Source organism: Marinifilum sp., assembly GCF_965230805.1.
Taxonomy (GTDB): domain Bacteria; phylum Bacteroidota; class Bacteroidia; order Bacteroidales; family Marinifilaceae; genus Marinifilum.
Genome location: NZ_OZ246019.1, coordinates 1563415 through 1580834, shown reverse-complemented (window position 1 = coordinate 1580834; position 17420 = coordinate 1563415). Strand labels below are relative to the sequence as shown.

The 17420-nt window shown below is 37.8% G+C and carries 12 protein-coding genes; 5 read left to right on the top strand and 7 right to left on the bottom strand.

All coding sequences use genetic code 11. The features are described 5' to 3' along the window. Positions 1 to 92 precede the first annotated feature (92 nt). From ACO05S_RS06205 to ACO05S_RS06195, 3 genes are all read left to right on the top strand, one after another. On the top strand, positions 93 to 1232 hold the full coding sequence (locus ACO05S_RS06205; protein WP_421920657.1) for an acyl-CoA dehydrogenase: 1140 nt from the start codon (positions 93 to 95) through the stop codon (positions 1230 to 1232). 168 nt (positions 1233 to 1400) lie between these two features. Then, entirely contained in the window at positions 1401 to 2186 is a 786-nt protein-coding gene (locus ACO05S_RS06200; RefSeq protein WP_421920656.1) for an electron transfer flavoprotein subunit beta/FixA family protein, read from the top strand. A 9-nt stretch (positions 2187 to 2195) separates the two neighbouring features. After that, positions 2196 to 3188, top strand: coding sequence for an electron transfer flavoprotein subunit alpha/FixB family protein (locus tag ACO05S_RS06195; RefSeq protein WP_421920655.1), 993 nt, complete (start codon positions 2196 to 2198; stop codon positions 3186 to 3188). A gap of 103 nt (positions 3189 to 3291) precedes the next feature. Here the strand turns inward: ACO05S_RS06195 and ACO05S_RS06190 are convergent, their stop codons facing one another. The 7 genes from ACO05S_RS06190 to ACO05S_RS06160 form a co-directional block, all read right to left on the bottom strand. After that, complete coding sequence (locus tag ACO05S_RS06190; RefSeq protein ID WP_421920654.1) at positions 3292 to 3915, bottom strand: transposase; 624 nt, start codon at positions 3913 to 3915, stop codon at positions 3292 to 3294. 217 nt (positions 3916 to 4132) lie between these two features. Beyond that, positions 4133 to 4732 (bottom strand): glycerol-3-phosphate 1-O-acyltransferase PlsY, encoded by a 600-nt coding sequence (gene plsY / locus ACO05S_RS06185; protein WP_421920653.1) that lies wholly within the window; start codon positions 4730 to 4732, stop codon positions 4133 to 4135. After that, entirely contained in the window at positions 4729 to 5202 is a 474-nt protein-coding gene (locus tag ACO05S_RS06180; RefSeq protein WP_421920652.1) for a peroxiredoxin, read from the bottom strand. Before ACO05S_RS06180 ends, plsY begins: the two co-directional genes overlap by 4 nt. Before the next feature lie 123 nt (positions 5203 to 5325). After that, positions 5326 to 6108 carry a DUF1295 domain-containing protein gene (locus tag ACO05S_RS06175; RefSeq protein WP_421920651.1) on the bottom strand — a complete coding sequence of 261 codons (783 nt, stop codon included), beginning with the start codon at positions 6106 to 6108 and terminating at the stop codon, positions 5326 to 5328. Positions 6109 to 6173: 65 nt separating this feature from the next. Beyond that, positions 6174 to 7958 carry a DegV family protein gene (locus ACO05S_RS06170; protein ID WP_421920650.1) on the bottom strand — a complete coding sequence of 595 codons (1785 nt, stop codon included), beginning with the start codon at positions 7956 to 7958 and terminating at the stop codon, positions 6174 to 6176. 324 nt (positions 7959 to 8282) lie between these two features. Beyond that, a complete protein-coding gene (locus ACO05S_RS06165) occupies positions 8283 to 11633 on the bottom strand; it encodes a PKD domain-containing protein (RefSeq protein ID WP_421920649.1) in 3351 nt (1116 codons plus the stop codon). Between the two features lie 84 nt (positions 11634 to 11717). Further along, positions 11718 to 12740, bottom strand: a complete 1023-nt coding sequence (locus ACO05S_RS06160) for a hypothetical protein (RefSeq protein ID WP_421920648.1) — start codon at positions 12738 to 12740, stop codon at positions 11718 to 11720. A 259-nt stretch (positions 12741 to 12999) separates the two neighbouring features. Here ACO05S_RS06160 and ACO05S_RS06155 point away from each other — a divergent pair, with 259 nt between their 5' ends. Next, the gene (locus tag ACO05S_RS06155) at positions 13000 to 15909 is read left to right on the top strand and encodes a histidine kinase (protein ID WP_421920647.1); all 2910 of its coding nucleotides are present in this window, start codon (positions 13000 to 13002) and stop codon (positions 15907 to 15909) included. 6 nt (positions 15910 to 15915) lie between these two features. Then, positions 15916 to 16755 (top strand): LytR/AlgR family response regulator transcription factor, encoded by an 840-nt coding sequence (locus tag ACO05S_RS06150; protein ID WP_421920646.1) that lies wholly within the window; start codon positions 15916 to 15918, stop codon positions 16753 to 16755. Positions 16756 to 17420 lie beyond the last annotated feature (665 nt).

The window sequence follows — 17420 nt, the reverse complement described above, 5'->3', positions numbered from 1 at the left end:
AGGTATGAGATGTTAGATATGAGATTTCTCTCATGTCCGGATATTGTTTTTTCTCATATCTCGATTCTCAAATCTATGATCTAAATAAAAGAATGGATTTTAGCTTAACAAAAGAACAAGTGTTGTTTCAGCAAATGATTAAAGATTTTGCTGAGAGAGAAGTAAAGCCTTTGGCTGCTGAGGTAGATGAGCAGGAACGTTTTCCTATCGAAACAGTAGAGAAAATGGCGAAGATTGGAATTATGGGTATTCCAATTCCAAAGCAGTATGGTGGTGCTGGTGGTAACAATGTAATGTACTCAATGGCTGTTGAAGAATTATCGGCAGTTTGTGCTACTACAGGTGTTATTGTATCTGCGCATACTTCGCTATGTGCTGCTCCTATAATGGAAAATGGTACCGAAGCTCAGAAACAAAAATATCTGCCTAAACTTGCTTCTGGTGAGTGGATTGGTGCTTTTGGACTGACTGAGCCTAATGCAGGTACCGATGCTGCTGGTCAGCAAACTACTGCTGTTGAAGACGGTGATAACTATATCATTAATGGTAGTAAGATTTTTATTACCAATGCAGAATTTGCTCACGTTTACGTGATTTTTGCAATGACTGACAAGTCGAAAGGAACTCGTGGTATTTCTGCTTTTATCATAGAAAAAGGAACACCTGGTTTCTCTATCGGGAAGAAAGAGAAGAAAATGGGTATCCGTGGTTCGGCAACTTGTGAGTTGATTTTCGAAAATGTAGTGCTTCCTAAAGAGAACATGCTGGGTAAACTGAACAAAGGATTCGGTATTGCTATGAAAACTTTGGATGGTGGTCGTATTGGTATTGCTGCTCAGGCATTGGGCATTGCTCAGGGTGCAATCAACGAAACTGTTCGCTACGTGAAGGAAAGAAAGCAGTTCGGTCGTCCGATTTCAGGTTTCCAGAACACACAATTCCAGTTGGCTGATATGAATACCAAAACCGAAGCTTCTCGTATGTTGGTTCGCAAAGCGGCTAACAAGAAAGATCAGAAGTTTTCTTATTCGGTTGATGCGGCAATGTGTAAGCTTTATGCTGCTGAAACTGCAATGGAAGTTACCAACAAAGCAGTTCAGCTTCATGGTGGATACGGTTATACAAGAGAATATCCTGTTGAGCGTATGATGCGTGATGCAAAGATCACTGAGATCTACGAAGGAACTTCCGAAGTTCAGAGAATGGTGATTTCAGCGAATATGTTAAAATAAGTATCAAGACACAAGTATCGAGTATCAAGACAAATGATTTTGCATGATCGGTACTTCTAACTGATATGAAATACAAATAATTGAATTTTAAGTATCACACATTAGGTATGGATATAGTAATCTTTCTTGATACTAACATCTCAATACTTGATACTCAAAAAGAAAAAAATGAATATAGTTGTCTGTATTAAGCAGGTACCGGATACTACCGAAATTAAAATAGATCCAAAAACGGGTACTTTGATCCGTGATGGTGTGCCAAGTATTATGAACCCTGATGATAAAAGTGGTTTGGAAATGGCACTTCAATTAAAAGATGAAAAAGGGGCTCATGTAACTGTAATTACCATGGGACCTCCTCAAGCTGATTTGATTCTTCGTGAGGCCTTCGCTATGGGTGTTGATCGTGCAATCCATTTGACTGACAGAAAATTTGCAGGAGCAGATACTTTGGCTACATCTCATGCTTTGGCAGGTGCTTTAAGAAAGATCGATTTCGATTTGTTGATCACAGGTCGTCAAGCGATTGATGGTGACACTGCTCAGGTAGGCCCTCAGATTGCTGAACATCTTGATTTGCCTCAGGTATCATACCTTGAAGATTTGAAATTCGACGGTGACAAAACTTTCACCATGAAGCGTCATATCGAAGAAGGATACCAGATGCTAGAGGTGGAAGCACCATGTGTGGTAACTGTTCTTTCGTCGGCAAACAACCCACGTTACATGAGTGTTGGTGGTATTGTTGATGCTTACCAGAAAGAAGTTGAGGTTTGGGGATTCAACGAAATTGAAGTTGATGAGAAAGATCTGGGACTTAAAGGATCTCCAACCAGTGTACACAAAGCATTTGCCCGTGGTTTAAAACCAGCAGGTGAATTGTACGAGGTAGAGACTGATGAGGCAGTAGGAATCATCATCAAGAAATTAAAAGAGAAATTCATTCTTAACTAATATATAGCCATGAATTTAGAAGATTACAAAGGGATTTACGTTTTCATTGAACAACGTGAAGGTGTTATTCAGAATGTAGCTTTAGAGTTGTTAGGACAGGCTAGAAAATTAGCTGATGAGTTGAACGACAAAGTGTATGCAATGTTATTGGGACACAATATTGCCGACCAGGCACAGAGCCTTATTGCTCGTGGTGCCGATGAGGTAATTGTTGTTGATGCTCCTGAATTGAAAGAGTACACTACAGAACCATATACACAGGCAATTTGCCAGATTATTGAAGACAGAAAACCAGAATCGATGTTGATTGGTGCAACTACTTTAGGTCGCGATTTAGGACCAAGAGTATCGGCACGTGCAGCAACTGGTTTAACTGCAGATTGTACCAAAATCGAAGTTGGAGCAAAGAAAGAGTTGCTAATGACTCGTCCGGCTTTCGGTGGTAACCTAATGGCAACCATCGTTTGTAAAAACCACCGCCCACAAATGGGTACAGTTCGTCCGGGTGTATTGTTCGCAATGGATGCCGACGAAAGCCGTACTGGCGAAGTGGTAAACTACGAGGTGAAATTCAAGACCGAGAAGTTTAAAGTGAAGTTGTTGGAAACTGTGAAAGAAGATACCGACCTAATTGATATTACTGAAGCAAGAATTTTGGTTTCAGGTGGTCGTGGAATCGGTAACAAAGAAGGCTTTGAAGCTATGGATGGATTGGCAGATGCATTGGATGCTGAAGTTTCTGCTTCTCGTGCAATGGTTGATGCTGGTTATATTGGACACGAACGTCAGGTAGGTCAAACAGGTAAAACTGTTCGTCCCGACTTGTATTTCGCATTTGGGATTTCAGGAGCAATTCAACACGTTGCAGGTATGGAAGAATCAGATTTGATTATTGCTGTGAACAGAGATAAAGATGCTCCAATTTTCCAGGTAGCTGATTTGGGTATCGTGGGGGATGCCAAACAAGTTATAAAGAAACTTACCGAACAATTGGAAAAATAGATTCGGTGATTAACCACTACACTAGTAAAAGGCTTGTTCGATTCGTTTTGGGCAGGTCTTTTTTTTTAAGTCAAAGGGTGACTATTTACATTTTGTAAGTCAGTCACCCAGTGACTAAAGAATCCAATAACCCCAACTCTTCTGCCTTAATTTTATTTACAAGTTTCCCATTTCTAATAGAAGCATAATCTTTTGCAGAAGAAAATTCCCAATCAGTACTCCTTGTTACTAGACCAGCCTTAACAGGATTTTGATGGATATAATCAAAACAGACTTTCGGATAATCTTTAGGCGACAGATCAATCTGAGTAATTCCATTTTGTATGAACCATGCTGCTGATACTTTATCAATTTTATTTAGACAATTTGCTTTGGTTGTCATTCGAAATAAGGAACCGCTGCGATTTTCTGCTTTGTTGATGGCTCGTGTATAGGATCGAAGTAAAATTGCAATAGAATCGTTTATGCTACGAACTATTTTAGCTTGTTCAGGATTTAATACTTTCCCATTAGTTATGTCCTTTAATGATATATTGACTTCACGAACATTTATCATCATATGAAAATGATTAGGCATTAAGCACCATGCAATAATATCAGAATAAGGAGTGATGTACTTTTGCATTTTCCGAAGAAAAAGAAGATAATTGTCTCTATTGAAGAAAATATTTTGTCGATTGTTGCCTTGGTTATATATGTGGTATAGGTAGTCTTTCTCAAAGTTCATTGTTATCTGATTTGAAATTTGATTTAAGTTAAGCAAATATTGGAAGTAGGCAAGATATCAATTCCAGTTAAATCAAGGGGTGACTAACTTACAAAATGTAAATAGTCACCCCTTGATTGGGAAATGACTACAAGATTCCCACTTTTTAGGGAAAGACATTAATTTTTCTGAAAAATTAATCTCCCAACAACATTTGAAAATAGCAGAATGGACTTAACTAACTCAATTCAGTTCCTTTAAGGAGCCTTTTAATATTTGCAGTATGCCTAACAAATATAAGCAGGGTACATGCCAATAAATAAAGTATGGTATTTTGCTCGTGCCCAAGTATATATGCCGATAATGGCAAACAAACTGCAATTGCCAACGATCCTAAGGATACAAACTTAAATCCCTTTTTCACAATAAAATAAACTGCAACAGAAATGAGTACGGAAATAGGTGCAATTAATACTGATGCACCCAGTGTGGTATTTACTCCTTTTCCACCTTTAAACTTCAATACAAAACTAAAGTTGTGTCCTAGTATTGCGGCCAATGCTACAAAGTAAATCAGTAAAGGAGAAATATTTAGGAATTGATATCGGTAAATAAGAATAACAAGTAAAACAGGAATCAAACCCTTCAGCATATCTGTAATTTGGGTGTACATTGAAATTTTACTGCCCGCAATTCTTTTTACATTGGTTGAACCGATATTGCCACTGCCAAAACTCCGAATGTCTTTACCTGTTGTAATTTTGGTATAGATATATCCGGCAGGAAAAGAACCCAATGAGTAGGCTAAGAGGATAAGTGCGTAGTTCCAAAATGTCATTCGAGTTGTTTTAAAATGTTTTTGGCTTGTTCGATATGTTCTTCTGCTCTGAATTGTGAATTAAAGATATAAACAATTTTACCTGATCGGTCAGCAACATAGGTAACTCTTCCGGGCAAAAGACCAAAAAAGTTGGTTGGAACACCAAATAACTTGCGAATTTCATTATTCTCATCGCAAAGCAGATTAAAATTCAGTCTGTGCTTTTCTGCAAATTCTTTATGACTGCTCACCGACTGACTGCTAATGCCAAATACTTCGGCATTTAAATCATTAAAATCTTCATATTGATCACGAAAAGTACAAGCCTGCTTGGTACAACCCGGAGTGTCATCCTTAGGGTAGAAGTAAATTACAAGGTTTTGTTTGCCGATATAATCTTTGATATTGATCATTTTGCCATCCTGATTTTGGAGCTGAAAGGCAGGAATTTGATCGCCTTTTTGTAATTCTTTGGATTTGTTTGCCATTGCTGATACGGGAAAAATAAATGTGAGTACTACAAGTAAGGTCTTAAACTGTAAACAAAAATAATGTTTGTTATAAGATTGTAATTTGATATGTTTTGATGTAAGATACATGCCGAGAATGATTTATTGTACTTGTTTTTTAGGGAACCAAGGGAAGAATGCACTGGTTCTTTTTTTATAATCTTTGTAGGCAGGTTTATCGGTGCTTAAACTTTTTTCCAGCATGGCTACACCAGAGATTTTAATGATTAAAAATGTCATTAAAATGGATCCCAAAACAAACCAATATTGTTGGGCTGCTATGGCAAATAATGCATAACTCCACCAAACTGCCGCATCACCAAAATAATTAGGATGCCTGGTATATTTCCAGAATCCGCTCGATAGCACTTCATCCTTGTTTTGTTTTTGGCTTTTAAACTTGGCTAGCTGATAATCTCCGCCGGCTTCGAAACTAATACCGATAAGCCAAATGGCAATAGCCACAAAGTCAAACATATTTAAAGGAATATTTTCTTCTGCCATAAATACCCCAAACAGAGGAGAGGCAATCATCAGCATTAGTATTCCCTGCAAAAGAAAAACCTGAAAATAACTGAACCACCAATAGCGATGTGCACCATAATCTTTCCTGAATTTTTGATACCTGAAATCCTCAGGTTTGCCCACATTCCTTATGAATAAATGGATGGTGAGTCGCAACCCCCAAATGGCAACCAAGATCGATAAAATCATTTGTCGCAAGGATATTGCTTCGGTCGTAAAAAACAGATAGGTTGCGATTACCACAAAGCCAAAACCCCAGAAAATATCAACGATACTTACATTTTTAATGGATACACTGTACATCCACAGAAGTGTTACCAACACGATAATCAAGATGCTTGCATTGAGATATAAAATCATAATTCTTTAGCTAAATGTTCTCCTTTTAAACAAATAAGTTATTGATTTTGTTTTCGCTTTGAATTTTATTCATACTGAAAAGCAACAGCAACGGAACCTTCGCCTGCATTCATACCAATAACAGGCGAAATGTTGATTACTTCAACCGGAGCTTTGCCTAAGAGAATGTTTAAACGATTGCCATATTTTTGTGCCACCTCGTAATTATTGGCATGTAGAATAATATAATTCCAGATTTTCTGATCTTCCTGCAATTTTAGTACATGCTTAATTACTTTATTGATATTCGCTTTCTGTCCGATGGCCTGTCCAAACAATTTAGATTCGCCCAATTCGTTTAGTGATACTATTGGATTGATTCGTAAAAACATGGCAAATTTCCCAACGACAGCAGGAACACGACCTCCTTTAATCATAGCGTTCAAACTTTTTACGCTTACAAATATTTTGGTTTTGTTTAGCCAGGAATCTACATTCGAAAGAATTGTATTAATATTTTCTCCTTTCTCAATTGCTTTCGCGATACGCAGAACAGCCAGACCTAATCCCCCGGAAACATTTCTTGAATTGATTACATGAATGGGAATGTGCAATTCTTTTTGAACCCTTTCCCCAGCTTTTTGAGCACTTCTAAAGGTTCCACTAAATTTCTCAGAAAGGTGAATGGAGATAATGGCATCGTAGTTTTGAGCCATTTGAGAGTAGGTGTTTACAAAACTATATTCATTGATTTGAGAAGTTTTCGGAAAATGTTCCGATTGATCTAAAAGCTCATAAAACTCTTTGGCTTTTAAAGTTACCCCATCAAGGTATTGGCTGTCGCCGAATGCCAGGTGCATAGGCATTACATTCACTTGGTAGAAATCGATGAGTTCCTGAGACAAATCACAAGTTGAATCGGTAACAATCCCTATTTTCCATTTCTGGTTCTTACTGATTTCACTCTGTTTGATCATATCATCCACCTTGGGTGCTGTAATGGTGGCAAAGCTCTCCAAGTTGTGAAAAAGTTCGGAAGGCTTATTGGTATGCACATGAATTCTACAGCTACTCTTTCCTCCGTTAACTACAATGGAATCGCCATGATTGTTTAAAACACCTTTTATTTCAGATAGTGATCGGGTGGAATTCTTTATGATTGCTTCGGTGCAATACCTGTAGTTTAAATCTTCAAGATGATCGAAGGATTCGCTTAGCGAAGGGATGAGCTTAGGTGCTTTTATTCTATCAATAATGCCATGATTTACAAAATCCATAACTCCTTCGATAAATACCACAAAACCTTTGGCACCAGCATCAACAATATTGTGCTTTTTTAAAACAGCCAGCTGATCTGTTGTTTTTTTAAGTGATGTATCCAATACCTGCATCGACTCGTTCAGCACTTGTTTGAACTCTTCGAGCTGCTTTCGTTTCGAATAGAGAAAATCCGACCAGTCTTTGATTACCGTGAGCATGGTTCCTTCAACCGGATTGCCGATAGATTCATACATGTAGGGAATGGAAGACTGAATGCTCTCTACAAACTCCAGGAAACTGATGCTTTTCTTCTGCGATGTTTCACAACTTAATCCGAATAGAAACTGAGCCATAATGATTCCTGAATTCCCCCTTGCACCCACTTGTGCCGCTTCTGCAATCTGATCAACCATTAGTTTATAGGAAACATTAGGTGATATGCGATCCATTACCGATCGCATGGTAGAAGCCATATTGCTACCCGTATCTTTATCGGCAACTGGGTACACATTTATGCGATTCAGCTCATTCAGGTTTTTAATCAACTTATTGGCACCAGCCAGAAAGGCGAAGTAGAGGTAACGGCCATCGATATATTGTGTCGGATTCATATGAGCATTTTAAGGTTTACTTTAAGGTAATTATATTATTGCATTTTGAAAACTACTTTTCTATAAACAATGATTAGCCCCTAAAAGTTTAACGCAAAAATCATATCTGTATTCTACCTACACCTTATCCTTATAAGGTTCGATTGTTCTTCCTTATAAGGATTGATTGTCCTTCCTTATAAGGTTCGATTGTTCTTCCGTATAAGGGCAAGGGGTTTGGAGTACTAAGGATAAGAACCCCATAGGAATTGAATTTAAAAAGAAAGGAACCTGTCACTAAACAACAGATTCCTTTCGAGCTAACTTAAAATGTACTACTACTAGCTATTGCCTAATGATTTTAAAGCTTAGGATTTCGCTCTGGTTTATAAAGTGAATAAAGTACAGACCGGCCGAGTACGAACTTAAGTCAATTGTGGTTATAGGGTTTAATTTCTGTTGAATAATTAGTTTACCACTTGCATCGAATAATTTCAATTGAATATCGGTATTGTAATCGAAGTTTTTACTTAAATCAATAACCACTTTACCCTTGGTTGGGTTTGGATATATACTGATGTTTTCTTTGATTAAATCTTCAATGCCTACAAGGATAACTTCAACTTTTTCAGACCGTTCCGATTTACAGCCATATTGACTCCAAACTTCCACCGAGTAATTACCATCCTGCTCAGGAGTAAATTCCTGCGAAGTTTGCCCACTTAAAATTTCATTATTCAGGTACCACTGGTATTCCTCTTCATAGCTAGAGGAAAGAATACCATCTAAATAGCTTACCACAGGTTGTACAGGTAAATCCTGGAAAGTTACACTGGCTTCATCGCTTGCCGAACAGCCATTATCGGCCACCACTCTTAGCGTGTATGTTCCAGTGGCAGACACATCGAAAGTATGGTTTCCTTCCACATCGTTCCAGAAGTATTGGGCATATTGATCTGATACATTGAACGAGAAAGTTTCTCCTTCACAAACATCCACATCGTTACCCAGATCAATATCCGGAACATCCAGAAAAGTAACGGTAACTGCATCATTAGCTTCACATCCATTATTATCTACTACCCTCAATTGATAATCTCCATTAGCAGTTACCGTTATCTGGCTCGATCCTTCTGTGTTATTCCAGAAATATTTAGAGTGGTTGTCCTCAACTGATAAAACTATTTCTTCGCCTTTGCAAGCTGTTTGGTCATCACCTAAATCAACGATTGGCAGATCGTTAATACTAAGTGTGGCCTGATCGCTGGCTTCACAACCATTTGCATCTATTACATGAAGGGTGTAATTCCCTTCGGTGTCTGCTATCAGTTCATTGCTTCCTTCCAAATCATTCCAGAAGTATTGAGCGAAATTGTCTTCTACACTAAATGTGTGTTCATCCCCATCGCAAATGGCTACATCATCACCTAAGTCAATAATAGGATTTGTGAAGAACGAAAGGTTAACCGCATCAGTAGCTTCGCATCCATTTGCATCAATAACTCTTAGGGCATAATTACCTTCAACATTAGCAATGAGTTCATTGCTACCTTCTATATCATTCCAGAAGTATTGAACAAAGTTGTCTTCAACGCTAAATGTATGTTCGTTGCCTTCGCAGATTTGAATATCATTACCCAAATTAACTGTTGGAGAAGAAAAGAATGATAAGTTCACCACATCGCTGGCCTCGCAGCCATTGGCATCTACTACTCGCAGAGTGTAATTTCCTTCAGCATTTGCAATCAGTTCATTGCTGCCTTCCACATCGTTCCAGAAGTATTGAATAAAGTTGTCTTCAACGCTAAAGGTATGTTCACTGCCTTCGCAGATTTGAATATCGGCACCCAAATTAACTGTGGGAGCAGGAAAGAAGGAAAGGTTCACCATATCGCTGGCTTCGCAAGCATTGGCATCCACCACTCGAAGGGTAATATTGCCTTCGGTCGAGCCTGTAAACTCATTGCTTCCTTCTACATCGTTCCAGAAGTACTGAACAAAGTTGTCTTCAACGCTAAAAGTATGTTCACTGCCTTCGCAGATTTGAATATCAGCACCCAAATCGACTGTTGGGGTAGTAAAGAAGGACAAGTTGGCAAGGTCGCTGGCCTCGCAGCCATTGGCATCTACTACACGTAGCGTGTAATCACCTGCTATGCCGGTTGTGAATTCGTTGCTTCCGCTTGCATCGTTCCAGAAGTACTGCTCAAAACTATTAGCAATACTAAAGGTATGTTCGCTGCCTTCGCATATTTGAATATCAGCGCCTAAATCAACTGTTGGGATTGTATGTATGGTAATAAAATCGGTCATAGTAGAAACATCCGATTTGGAATAAGTGTCGTTTGTAGTGGTTAACGAAACGGTAAACGAACCGGATGCTTCATATGTGTGATTTGGATTTTCTTCTGTACTTGTATTGCCATCGCCGAAATCCCACTGGTAAGTTTCACCATCGGTAGAATTGTTGGTGAACTGAACCGTTGTTGGTCCGCAGTGCTCTGTAATGTCGGCGGTAAAGCTTGCTTTAACAACAGCTATTCGGTTAATGGTTTGGCTCACTGGTACACTCCAATTGCCCTGATCATCTTTAAACTGGTAGCAAATGCTTTGATCCGCTCCGGGAGGGATGGATAAGATATCCACCATTTCATTGACTGAAAACTGTTCGGTAAGCGGATCAATATTTATCAATTCCGCATTTTTAATATCATCGTTGAGCCAGTACCTATATTGTTGAAGCTTTGCAGCTATCAGCGCAGGACGTTTTACAAATTGCTTGCTCACCACCGTAGACCAAATGTTGCTTTCGTCCATAACACGGGCATGGATCGTGTGTAATCCTTCTGTTAAATCGGCTAAATCAATTAGTTCATTCATGTCTAATCGATCTGTGGAAGCAATATTGTTGCTTACCACATTTTCGATATCATTATCGAACCAGTACTGTACTTTTGTAAGTTGACGTGCCTGTGTATTTCCTTCTCGTTTGATAAATTGTTTGGAAACAACAGTACTCCAGGTATTCGACCCGGCTTTAATTCGATAACTTATCAAATGAATCCCATCACTTAGGCCTGTTAAATCAATCAGTTCGGAATGATTCAATTCGTCTGTTGCAACAAAAGTGCTTGTTACTGAATTTTCAATGTCATTATCGAACCAATATTGGATTGTATTTAGTTGTTGAGCAGTGGTAATTGCTTCGCGCTTGATAAACTGTTTGGAAACAACCGACGACCAAGCTTTGCTTTCATCTTGAATCCTGTAACTAAGCAGGTGTACTCCATCACTTAGCGACGATAAATCGATCAGTTCGCTATGATTCAATTGATCCGTTGGTGTAAAGCTTGTTGTTACTGCATTTGCAATGTCGTTATCAAACCAATATTCCATTTTGGAAAGTTGATGCGATGCTGTACTTGCAGTTCTTTTTACAAATTGCTTGTTAACAACACTGCTCCAGGCATTATTTGAATCTTTGAACCGAATTTCTACCGAATGCAAACCATCAACCAGGGCGTTGATATCCAGCAGTTCGCTAATATTGACTTCGCTTGAGGGAGAAGACAATACTACAAGCTGACGATTGGCAATATCACCATCGATCCAATATTCATATTCTCTAATCTGATTCTGAGCCATCACTGGCAGAGTGATGAGCCACAGAATGCAGAGATATAGTATTTTTCTCATGCTAATTTCCTCCATTGTATACCATGTTATCATATTTGTTTAAAAGGTATCTTTCGATGTTTCGATACATCGACTGTAAAGGAATTAGCGCTCTTGAGCCTGCACACCTAGTTCTACACTTAGTTTGCCATCCGCATCATTTTCGGTGGCAATGTTCACCTTAAAAAAATGTGGATTAGATGGTACTGCAGATGCTTTATATGGAATTGCACTTCCGTAGATTCCAATGTTGGTGCCGTCAGAAGCTGCACCTACACCTGGCGATGAAGATTGCAGATGATAATCGTTTCCAAAATGAAACTTGTATTCCTGATCGGTTTCAAGATGTTCAAAAATGCTTGTGATGTCCTGATCGAAGATGTTATTGGTATCATCCACATCCATATGAGTAGCATAATTTACTCGGAACAAATTGTTTGTGAAAGTGCAAGTGTTAGGGATGCTCGCGTACTGATCGAGAATTACATTGGAATTGATATTCATTCCTTCACAACTGTAGAAATTATGTCCTGCTGTGGAACTTCCACTATTCTTAACCAGCAGTACACAATGTTGCACTTTTGAGGTGTTTCTAAAATACCTGATGTTTCCCTGGACAATAGAATTTTCAACAAGAATATTTGTTGCAGTTCCATTCGAAGTTGAATTGATTCCACCAATAAGAACACATTCTGAGATTGTAAATCCGTCGATTGTGCCTGTTAGTGAAACCAATCCACCAATTCGTGATCTGATTAATTTGATTTCATTAATCGTTTGACTGCTTGTGTTTACAGAACTACTGAGATAAACTCCTTCTACCTTAGTCTGGTCGCAACCCGTGTTAAAATTGATTGATCCCTTAATCTGAGTCATACCCGATGCCGATGTAGAATCCTGATAATGTCCTGCTCCAATAATGGTAAGTTTCTTATCAATGGTAATACTTTCATTATAGGTAAAACCTGGAATATAGATGGTGTCGTTGGCTACTGCTGCCGAAATTGCATCGGAAATTGTAGTGTGCAGACTTGGAGTTCCTGCATGTTGGAGTAACACCTTTTGCTGAGCCTGAGAAACAAAAGAAATTGTTACAATAATTACGCTTAAGAGTAGAGATTTTTTCATGTTTACGGTTTTATTGGATTTTATAATTTGTAACTAAAATAACTTGATCGAAGCAGAGGAAATAGCAAAAAATAATAAGTGGGAGAATTTGATAATAAGTGGGAAATTGGTAGTTAATAGTTAATTATTAATTACTCATTGCTAATTGTTCAAGTCCACTTGTTATGCTATTTGCTCACTTGTTATCTCGTAAATCAGATTTCGGGATAGATTTCTTATCTTGAGCATGTTATTCCCAAACCCATCTGTTCACACTTAAATGAGACACTTCTGTTTTGTATTGATATTAACCTGTATAAACCTCGTGGTATTGGGGCAGCAGCGTCCGTATATTAATTACACAACTCACGATGGTTTGCCACAAATACAGGTGATGGCAGTGCATCAGGATAAAACAGGTTACATTTGGGCAGGTACCAAGTCGGGACTGGTAAAGTTCAATGGTGAAATGTTCGAACATTTCCTTTCTAAAAAAAGAATCTACAACCTTTACAGCGATGAGCGCAGCAGGGTATATGTACAAACCTACGATGAGCTTTTTCGTTACGACGGACAAGAAATGAAGTTGATGACTAAGTTCAGGTATCAGTCGGCGGTTCGATTGGCTGATGATCGTGAATATTGGGTTTTATCGCCGGATTCTTTGGTACATTACAGGGATACCCTGGCCTTACAAAGCTATCATTACAAAAAAGATATTCCCGCTATAATGAATTCCATTGCCTGGAGCAAGAAGGAAGGGAAGTTGTATCTTGGTGTGAAGGATCAAAATAAGATCATTAGTATCTGTAATGGTAAAATTGAAACAGTCAACTTTCAAACAAAAGCAGATGATATCGCAGTTAACTCTTTGGGCGATCAATTGGTGTTTATCGAGTATTATGACAGCAATTTAAAATGGATCAATCCGGAAACAAAAGAGGAGTATTTCACCATTTATAAAACCAATAATATAGTTGATAGTATAAGCGTTAAATCACTACCTGTAAAAAGGTATGTTCATTTTAATGATTATTCCTACTACCTAATCGATAGTCTGACAAACACAGGGAAAAAGGTGGAGCTCGACTTTATCAAAGCACCATACCCTGTAATTTTTGATGAGGATGATAATATTTGGTCAGGATCGGATAATGGATTGTACCAAATATTTAATGGTCCAGTAAAGAATTATCCTCGTAGCTTTATGAATGATGTCTGGACTTTAATTCAGGGGCGTGACAATGAAATTTATGGTGCCGTGTATAAGGAAGCACTCTACAAATACCACCTGGAAAGCCAAAAGAAAACAGAGATTATTGCCCCGGGGCAGTTTGGCAGAAAAGAGACTGATTACTACTATGGATCATCAAAAGATGGAGAGGGAAACTTGTATTTTCCGACACATTATGGTCTTGTAAAATATGATTACAGGAAAACCAGGAAATTTGATACGGGTATTTCCTTAATTAGCAAATACGATAGCATATCGGGCCAGATTGTTTTTGGACAAATGCATGGATTAGGATTGATTGATGAGAACGAAAAGATTACTTACCTGCACGATAGCACGAAAAATTTTGTGACATCCCATCCTTCTGCATTAGAGTTTGATAGCGATGGTAACATCTGGATTGGCACAAAAGCCAGCCTTTGTAAATGGGATAGAAAGAAGAAGGAATTTAGCCAGGCAATATCATGTCCGTCGAGGGCAGCCACTGTTATTCAACGCGACTTCCGCAATAATATTTGGATGGGAGGGAAAGATGGACTTTGGCTTTTCGATGAGCTCAGCCGCGATTGTAAAAGGGTTGATAAGGGCATTATCAATTCAAATATTACCGGCATTATCATCCCCAATCAAAACTACCTGGTTATTGGAACCTCACTGGAAATTTATGTCATGGACCTGAAGGCATTTTATCAGTCGGGAGAGATCAGGATGCGCCTCTTCAACTTCCGAAATGGTTTCTTGTCCGAAGAGGTTTGTCAGAATGGCTTTATGCTGGATGGAAGCCGCTTGTTTATTCCTTCAACAACAAGTACATCGGTACTCGATTTAGAGAAAATTGATTTCGAGCCCGAATTTTATAATGTTAGAATCTCCACCCTAAATGATATTGGTATTCGGTATACCGATTCGCTTGATCGACCCATAATAAAACTTGAGAAAGGGCAAAACGAGTTGGATTTTTCTTTCGAAACAGTAGGCTTCGGTTTACCTACAAAACCAGTTTTTAGATATAAATTAAGTGGTGTAGATGAGGATTGGAGCGAATGGACCACCAAAACCTATGCAAATTACAGGAATTTATCATCAGGCAAATATCACTTTCATGTAATGGCACGTGCAGGTGGCAATCCAAATATTATCAGTTACAAAGAGGACTCGATCAGGTTAATGGTTTCTAACCCTTTCTACAAAGAGCCTCGTTTTTACCAGCATGCCTTTTTTGGCTTTTTATTTTTGGTTCTGATACTGGGCTTTTTCGTGCATTCCCGTTTCCATATCAAATTAAAAATGATCGATCGTGAAAGAAAGATCAAGTTGCTCGAAATTGCTACCCTGCAAGCACAATTAAATCCACATTTTATTTTCAATATCCTTTCTTCAGTACAGAACCTAATCAGTTTGCACAAGCAGGAAAAGGCAAATGAATACCTCATTAAGTTTTCACGATTGATACGTTCCTATATGGAAGCATCTATAAAATCTTCCAAAGTACTTTTGGGATCTTCTGTGAGTAGCGAAATTAGTGTAAAAGAGGAGATTGAATTGCTGAAAATGTACATCGAATTGGAGAAAGTAAAACATGGTAATGAAAAATTCGATTTTGCCATTGACATTTGTTCCGATGCCATTTTAAACAGAACTATACCTCCTATGATAATACAGCCTTTGGTAGAAAATGCAATTAAGCATGGTTTAGAGCCTATGGAAAAAAAAGGATTTTTGCAAGTGCAGTTTTTAGAATTGAACGAAGGGGTAGAGTGTTTGATAAAAGACGATGGAATTGGTCGTGCCAAATCTCAGGAAATGAAAAAAGAATCGATAAAACTATATCAGTCGAGAGGACTGGAACTGATTAATAAAAAGATTGAGATTCTGAACGATCTCGATTACCAAATAAATATTGAGTATGTTGATTCGGAAGAGGGGACAGAGGTTCGAGTAAAATTTTTAAACTAATTGGTTATGCAAGAAGTTTACACAGCATTAGTAGTTGAGGATGTTAAAGATACATCAGACTATATCAGACAAAGAATAGAAAAATTATGCCCAGCAATAAAGGATATTCAGCAAGCTTTTAGTATTCAAGAAGCTTACGATAATATTATTTCTCGACATTTTGATATTATTTTTCTCGATATTCAGTTGCCGAAAGGAACAGGTTTTGATCTCTTGCGACGATTATCTGATGAAGGGAAAATCGATTTCGAGATTATCTTTATTACTGGTGAGAGTGCAAAGGAATTTACTTTGCGTGCCATTAAATATTCAGCTCTCGATTTTCTTTACAAGCCATTAGATGATACTGATCTTATTCATGCTGTGAATAAAGCAACCGATAAACTGAAAACTCAATATTTTAATCGTCAAATTAAACTCTTACTGGATAGAGTAGGAGGCGATAATTTGAACAAAACCAATAAGATTGCATTGCACTTGCACAACGGAATTGTTGAGTTTGTAAATGTTGACGAGATAAAATATCTGGAAGCCGACGGTGTTGTTGCTTACGTTTATCTGAATAATGGCGATAGATTGACTACTACTCGTAACTTGGGATATTATAAAGAAATGCTGATGATGGATTATAATTTCTATCCAATTAGTAATTCTTTGCTGGTAAATCAGGAATATATTTTACGATACAATCACAAGGAGTTGCAGCTCACTTTAAACGATGGCACGGTTCTGTTTGCATCAAAACGTTTTGGAAAAAGTTTTAAGGATACTTTCTCGAACCAAAATCAAAACAGACCTAAAGTTTTTAAAAGTATTGCCAATTTGTGGCGAAAAATGCTTGAATAACTAACGTGAGTTCGAGGTAAATAATTTATTCCTGTTTATGATTTTTTTCTATTTGTCGGATGGAAGTTACAAGATCAAAATAATCATTACCGCATATTTTTAATCATGCTTGTTTCTGATTTCCTAAATGGGAAAAGCAAAAAATGATATTTTAAGCAATGCCAGTTTAGGCAAAGCTCGAAAAATTGATTTTTTGCCTCGTGCCTGTTTAGGCAAAGCAAAAAAATGATTTTTTAGTTGATGCCAGTTTAGGCAAAGCAAAGAATTGAAATTTTGGAATGCCTATTTAACGTGATTTCGACGTAACATTCTATCCACAGGAAGTTATATTTGGGATAGATTTGCATTAAAAATTTGGAAAGAATAGCGGGCTATTTTGAGGAATTTTTAATGTAAAGATGTCGTAAAGAGAACTTTCCATTATTTGCCTGCTTTCGGCATAAATTTCCTCAAATCTTCTTGAAATATCCCGATATTCCTTCGAAAATCTGAGAAAATTTCTACTCAAAATCAGATCAAACTGTGAACGAATTTTATGTCGAACTCACGTTATTTAGGGATCATACGATTTCTAAACCAATAATTTCGATGTGTTTCCTGTTAAACTTGCAAGTGGTATAATTGATTTGACTTTTTTCTCATCTAAAAACAAGCAGCGGAGGTAG

Bases quoted from the DNA above. Each gene is read 5' to 3' on its own strand.
- ACO05S_RS06205 (WP_421920657.1), top strand. From the start codon at position 93: ATGGATTTTAGCTTAACAAAAGAACAAGTGTTGTTTCAGCAAATGATT.
- ACO05S_RS06200 (WP_421920656.1), top strand. From the start codon at position 1,401: ATGAATATAGTTGTCTGTATTAAGCAGGTACCGGATACTACCGAAATT.
- ACO05S_RS06195 (WP_421920655.1), top strand. From the start codon at position 2,196: ATGAATTTAGAAGATTACAAAGGGATTTACGTTTTCATTGAACAACGT.
- ACO05S_RS06190 (WP_421920654.1), bottom strand. From the start codon at position 3,915: ATGAACTTTGAGAAAGACTACCTATACCACATATATAACCAAGGCAAC.
- plsY (WP_421920653.1), bottom strand. From the start codon at position 4,732: ATGACATTTTGGAACTACGCACTTATCCTCTTAGCCTACTCATTGGGT.
- ACO05S_RS06180 (WP_421920652.1), bottom strand. From the start codon at position 5,202: ATGGCAAACAAATCCAAAGAATTACAAAAAGGCGATCAAATTCCTGCC.
- ACO05S_RS06175 (WP_421920651.1), bottom strand. From the start codon at position 6,108: ATGATTTTATATCTCAATGCAAGCATCTTGATTATCGTGTTGGTAACA.
- ACO05S_RS06170 (WP_421920650.1), bottom strand. From the start codon at position 7,958: ATGAATCCGACACAATATATCGATGGCCGTTACCTCTACTTCGCCTTT.
- ACO05S_RS06165 (WP_421920649.1), bottom strand. From the start codon at position 11,633: ATGAGAAAAATACTATATCTCTGCATTCTGTGGCTCATCACTCTGCCA.
- ACO05S_RS06160 (WP_421920648.1), bottom strand. From the start codon at position 12,740: ATGAAAAAATCTCTACTCTTAAGCGTAATTATTGTAACAATTTCTTTT.
- ACO05S_RS06155 (WP_421920647.1), top strand. From the start codon at position 13,000: ATGAGACACTTCTGTTTTGTATTGATATTAACCTGTATAAACCTCGTG.
- ACO05S_RS06150 (WP_421920646.1), top strand. From the start codon at position 15,916: ATGCAAGAAGTTTACACAGCATTAGTAGTTGAGGATGTTAAAGATACA.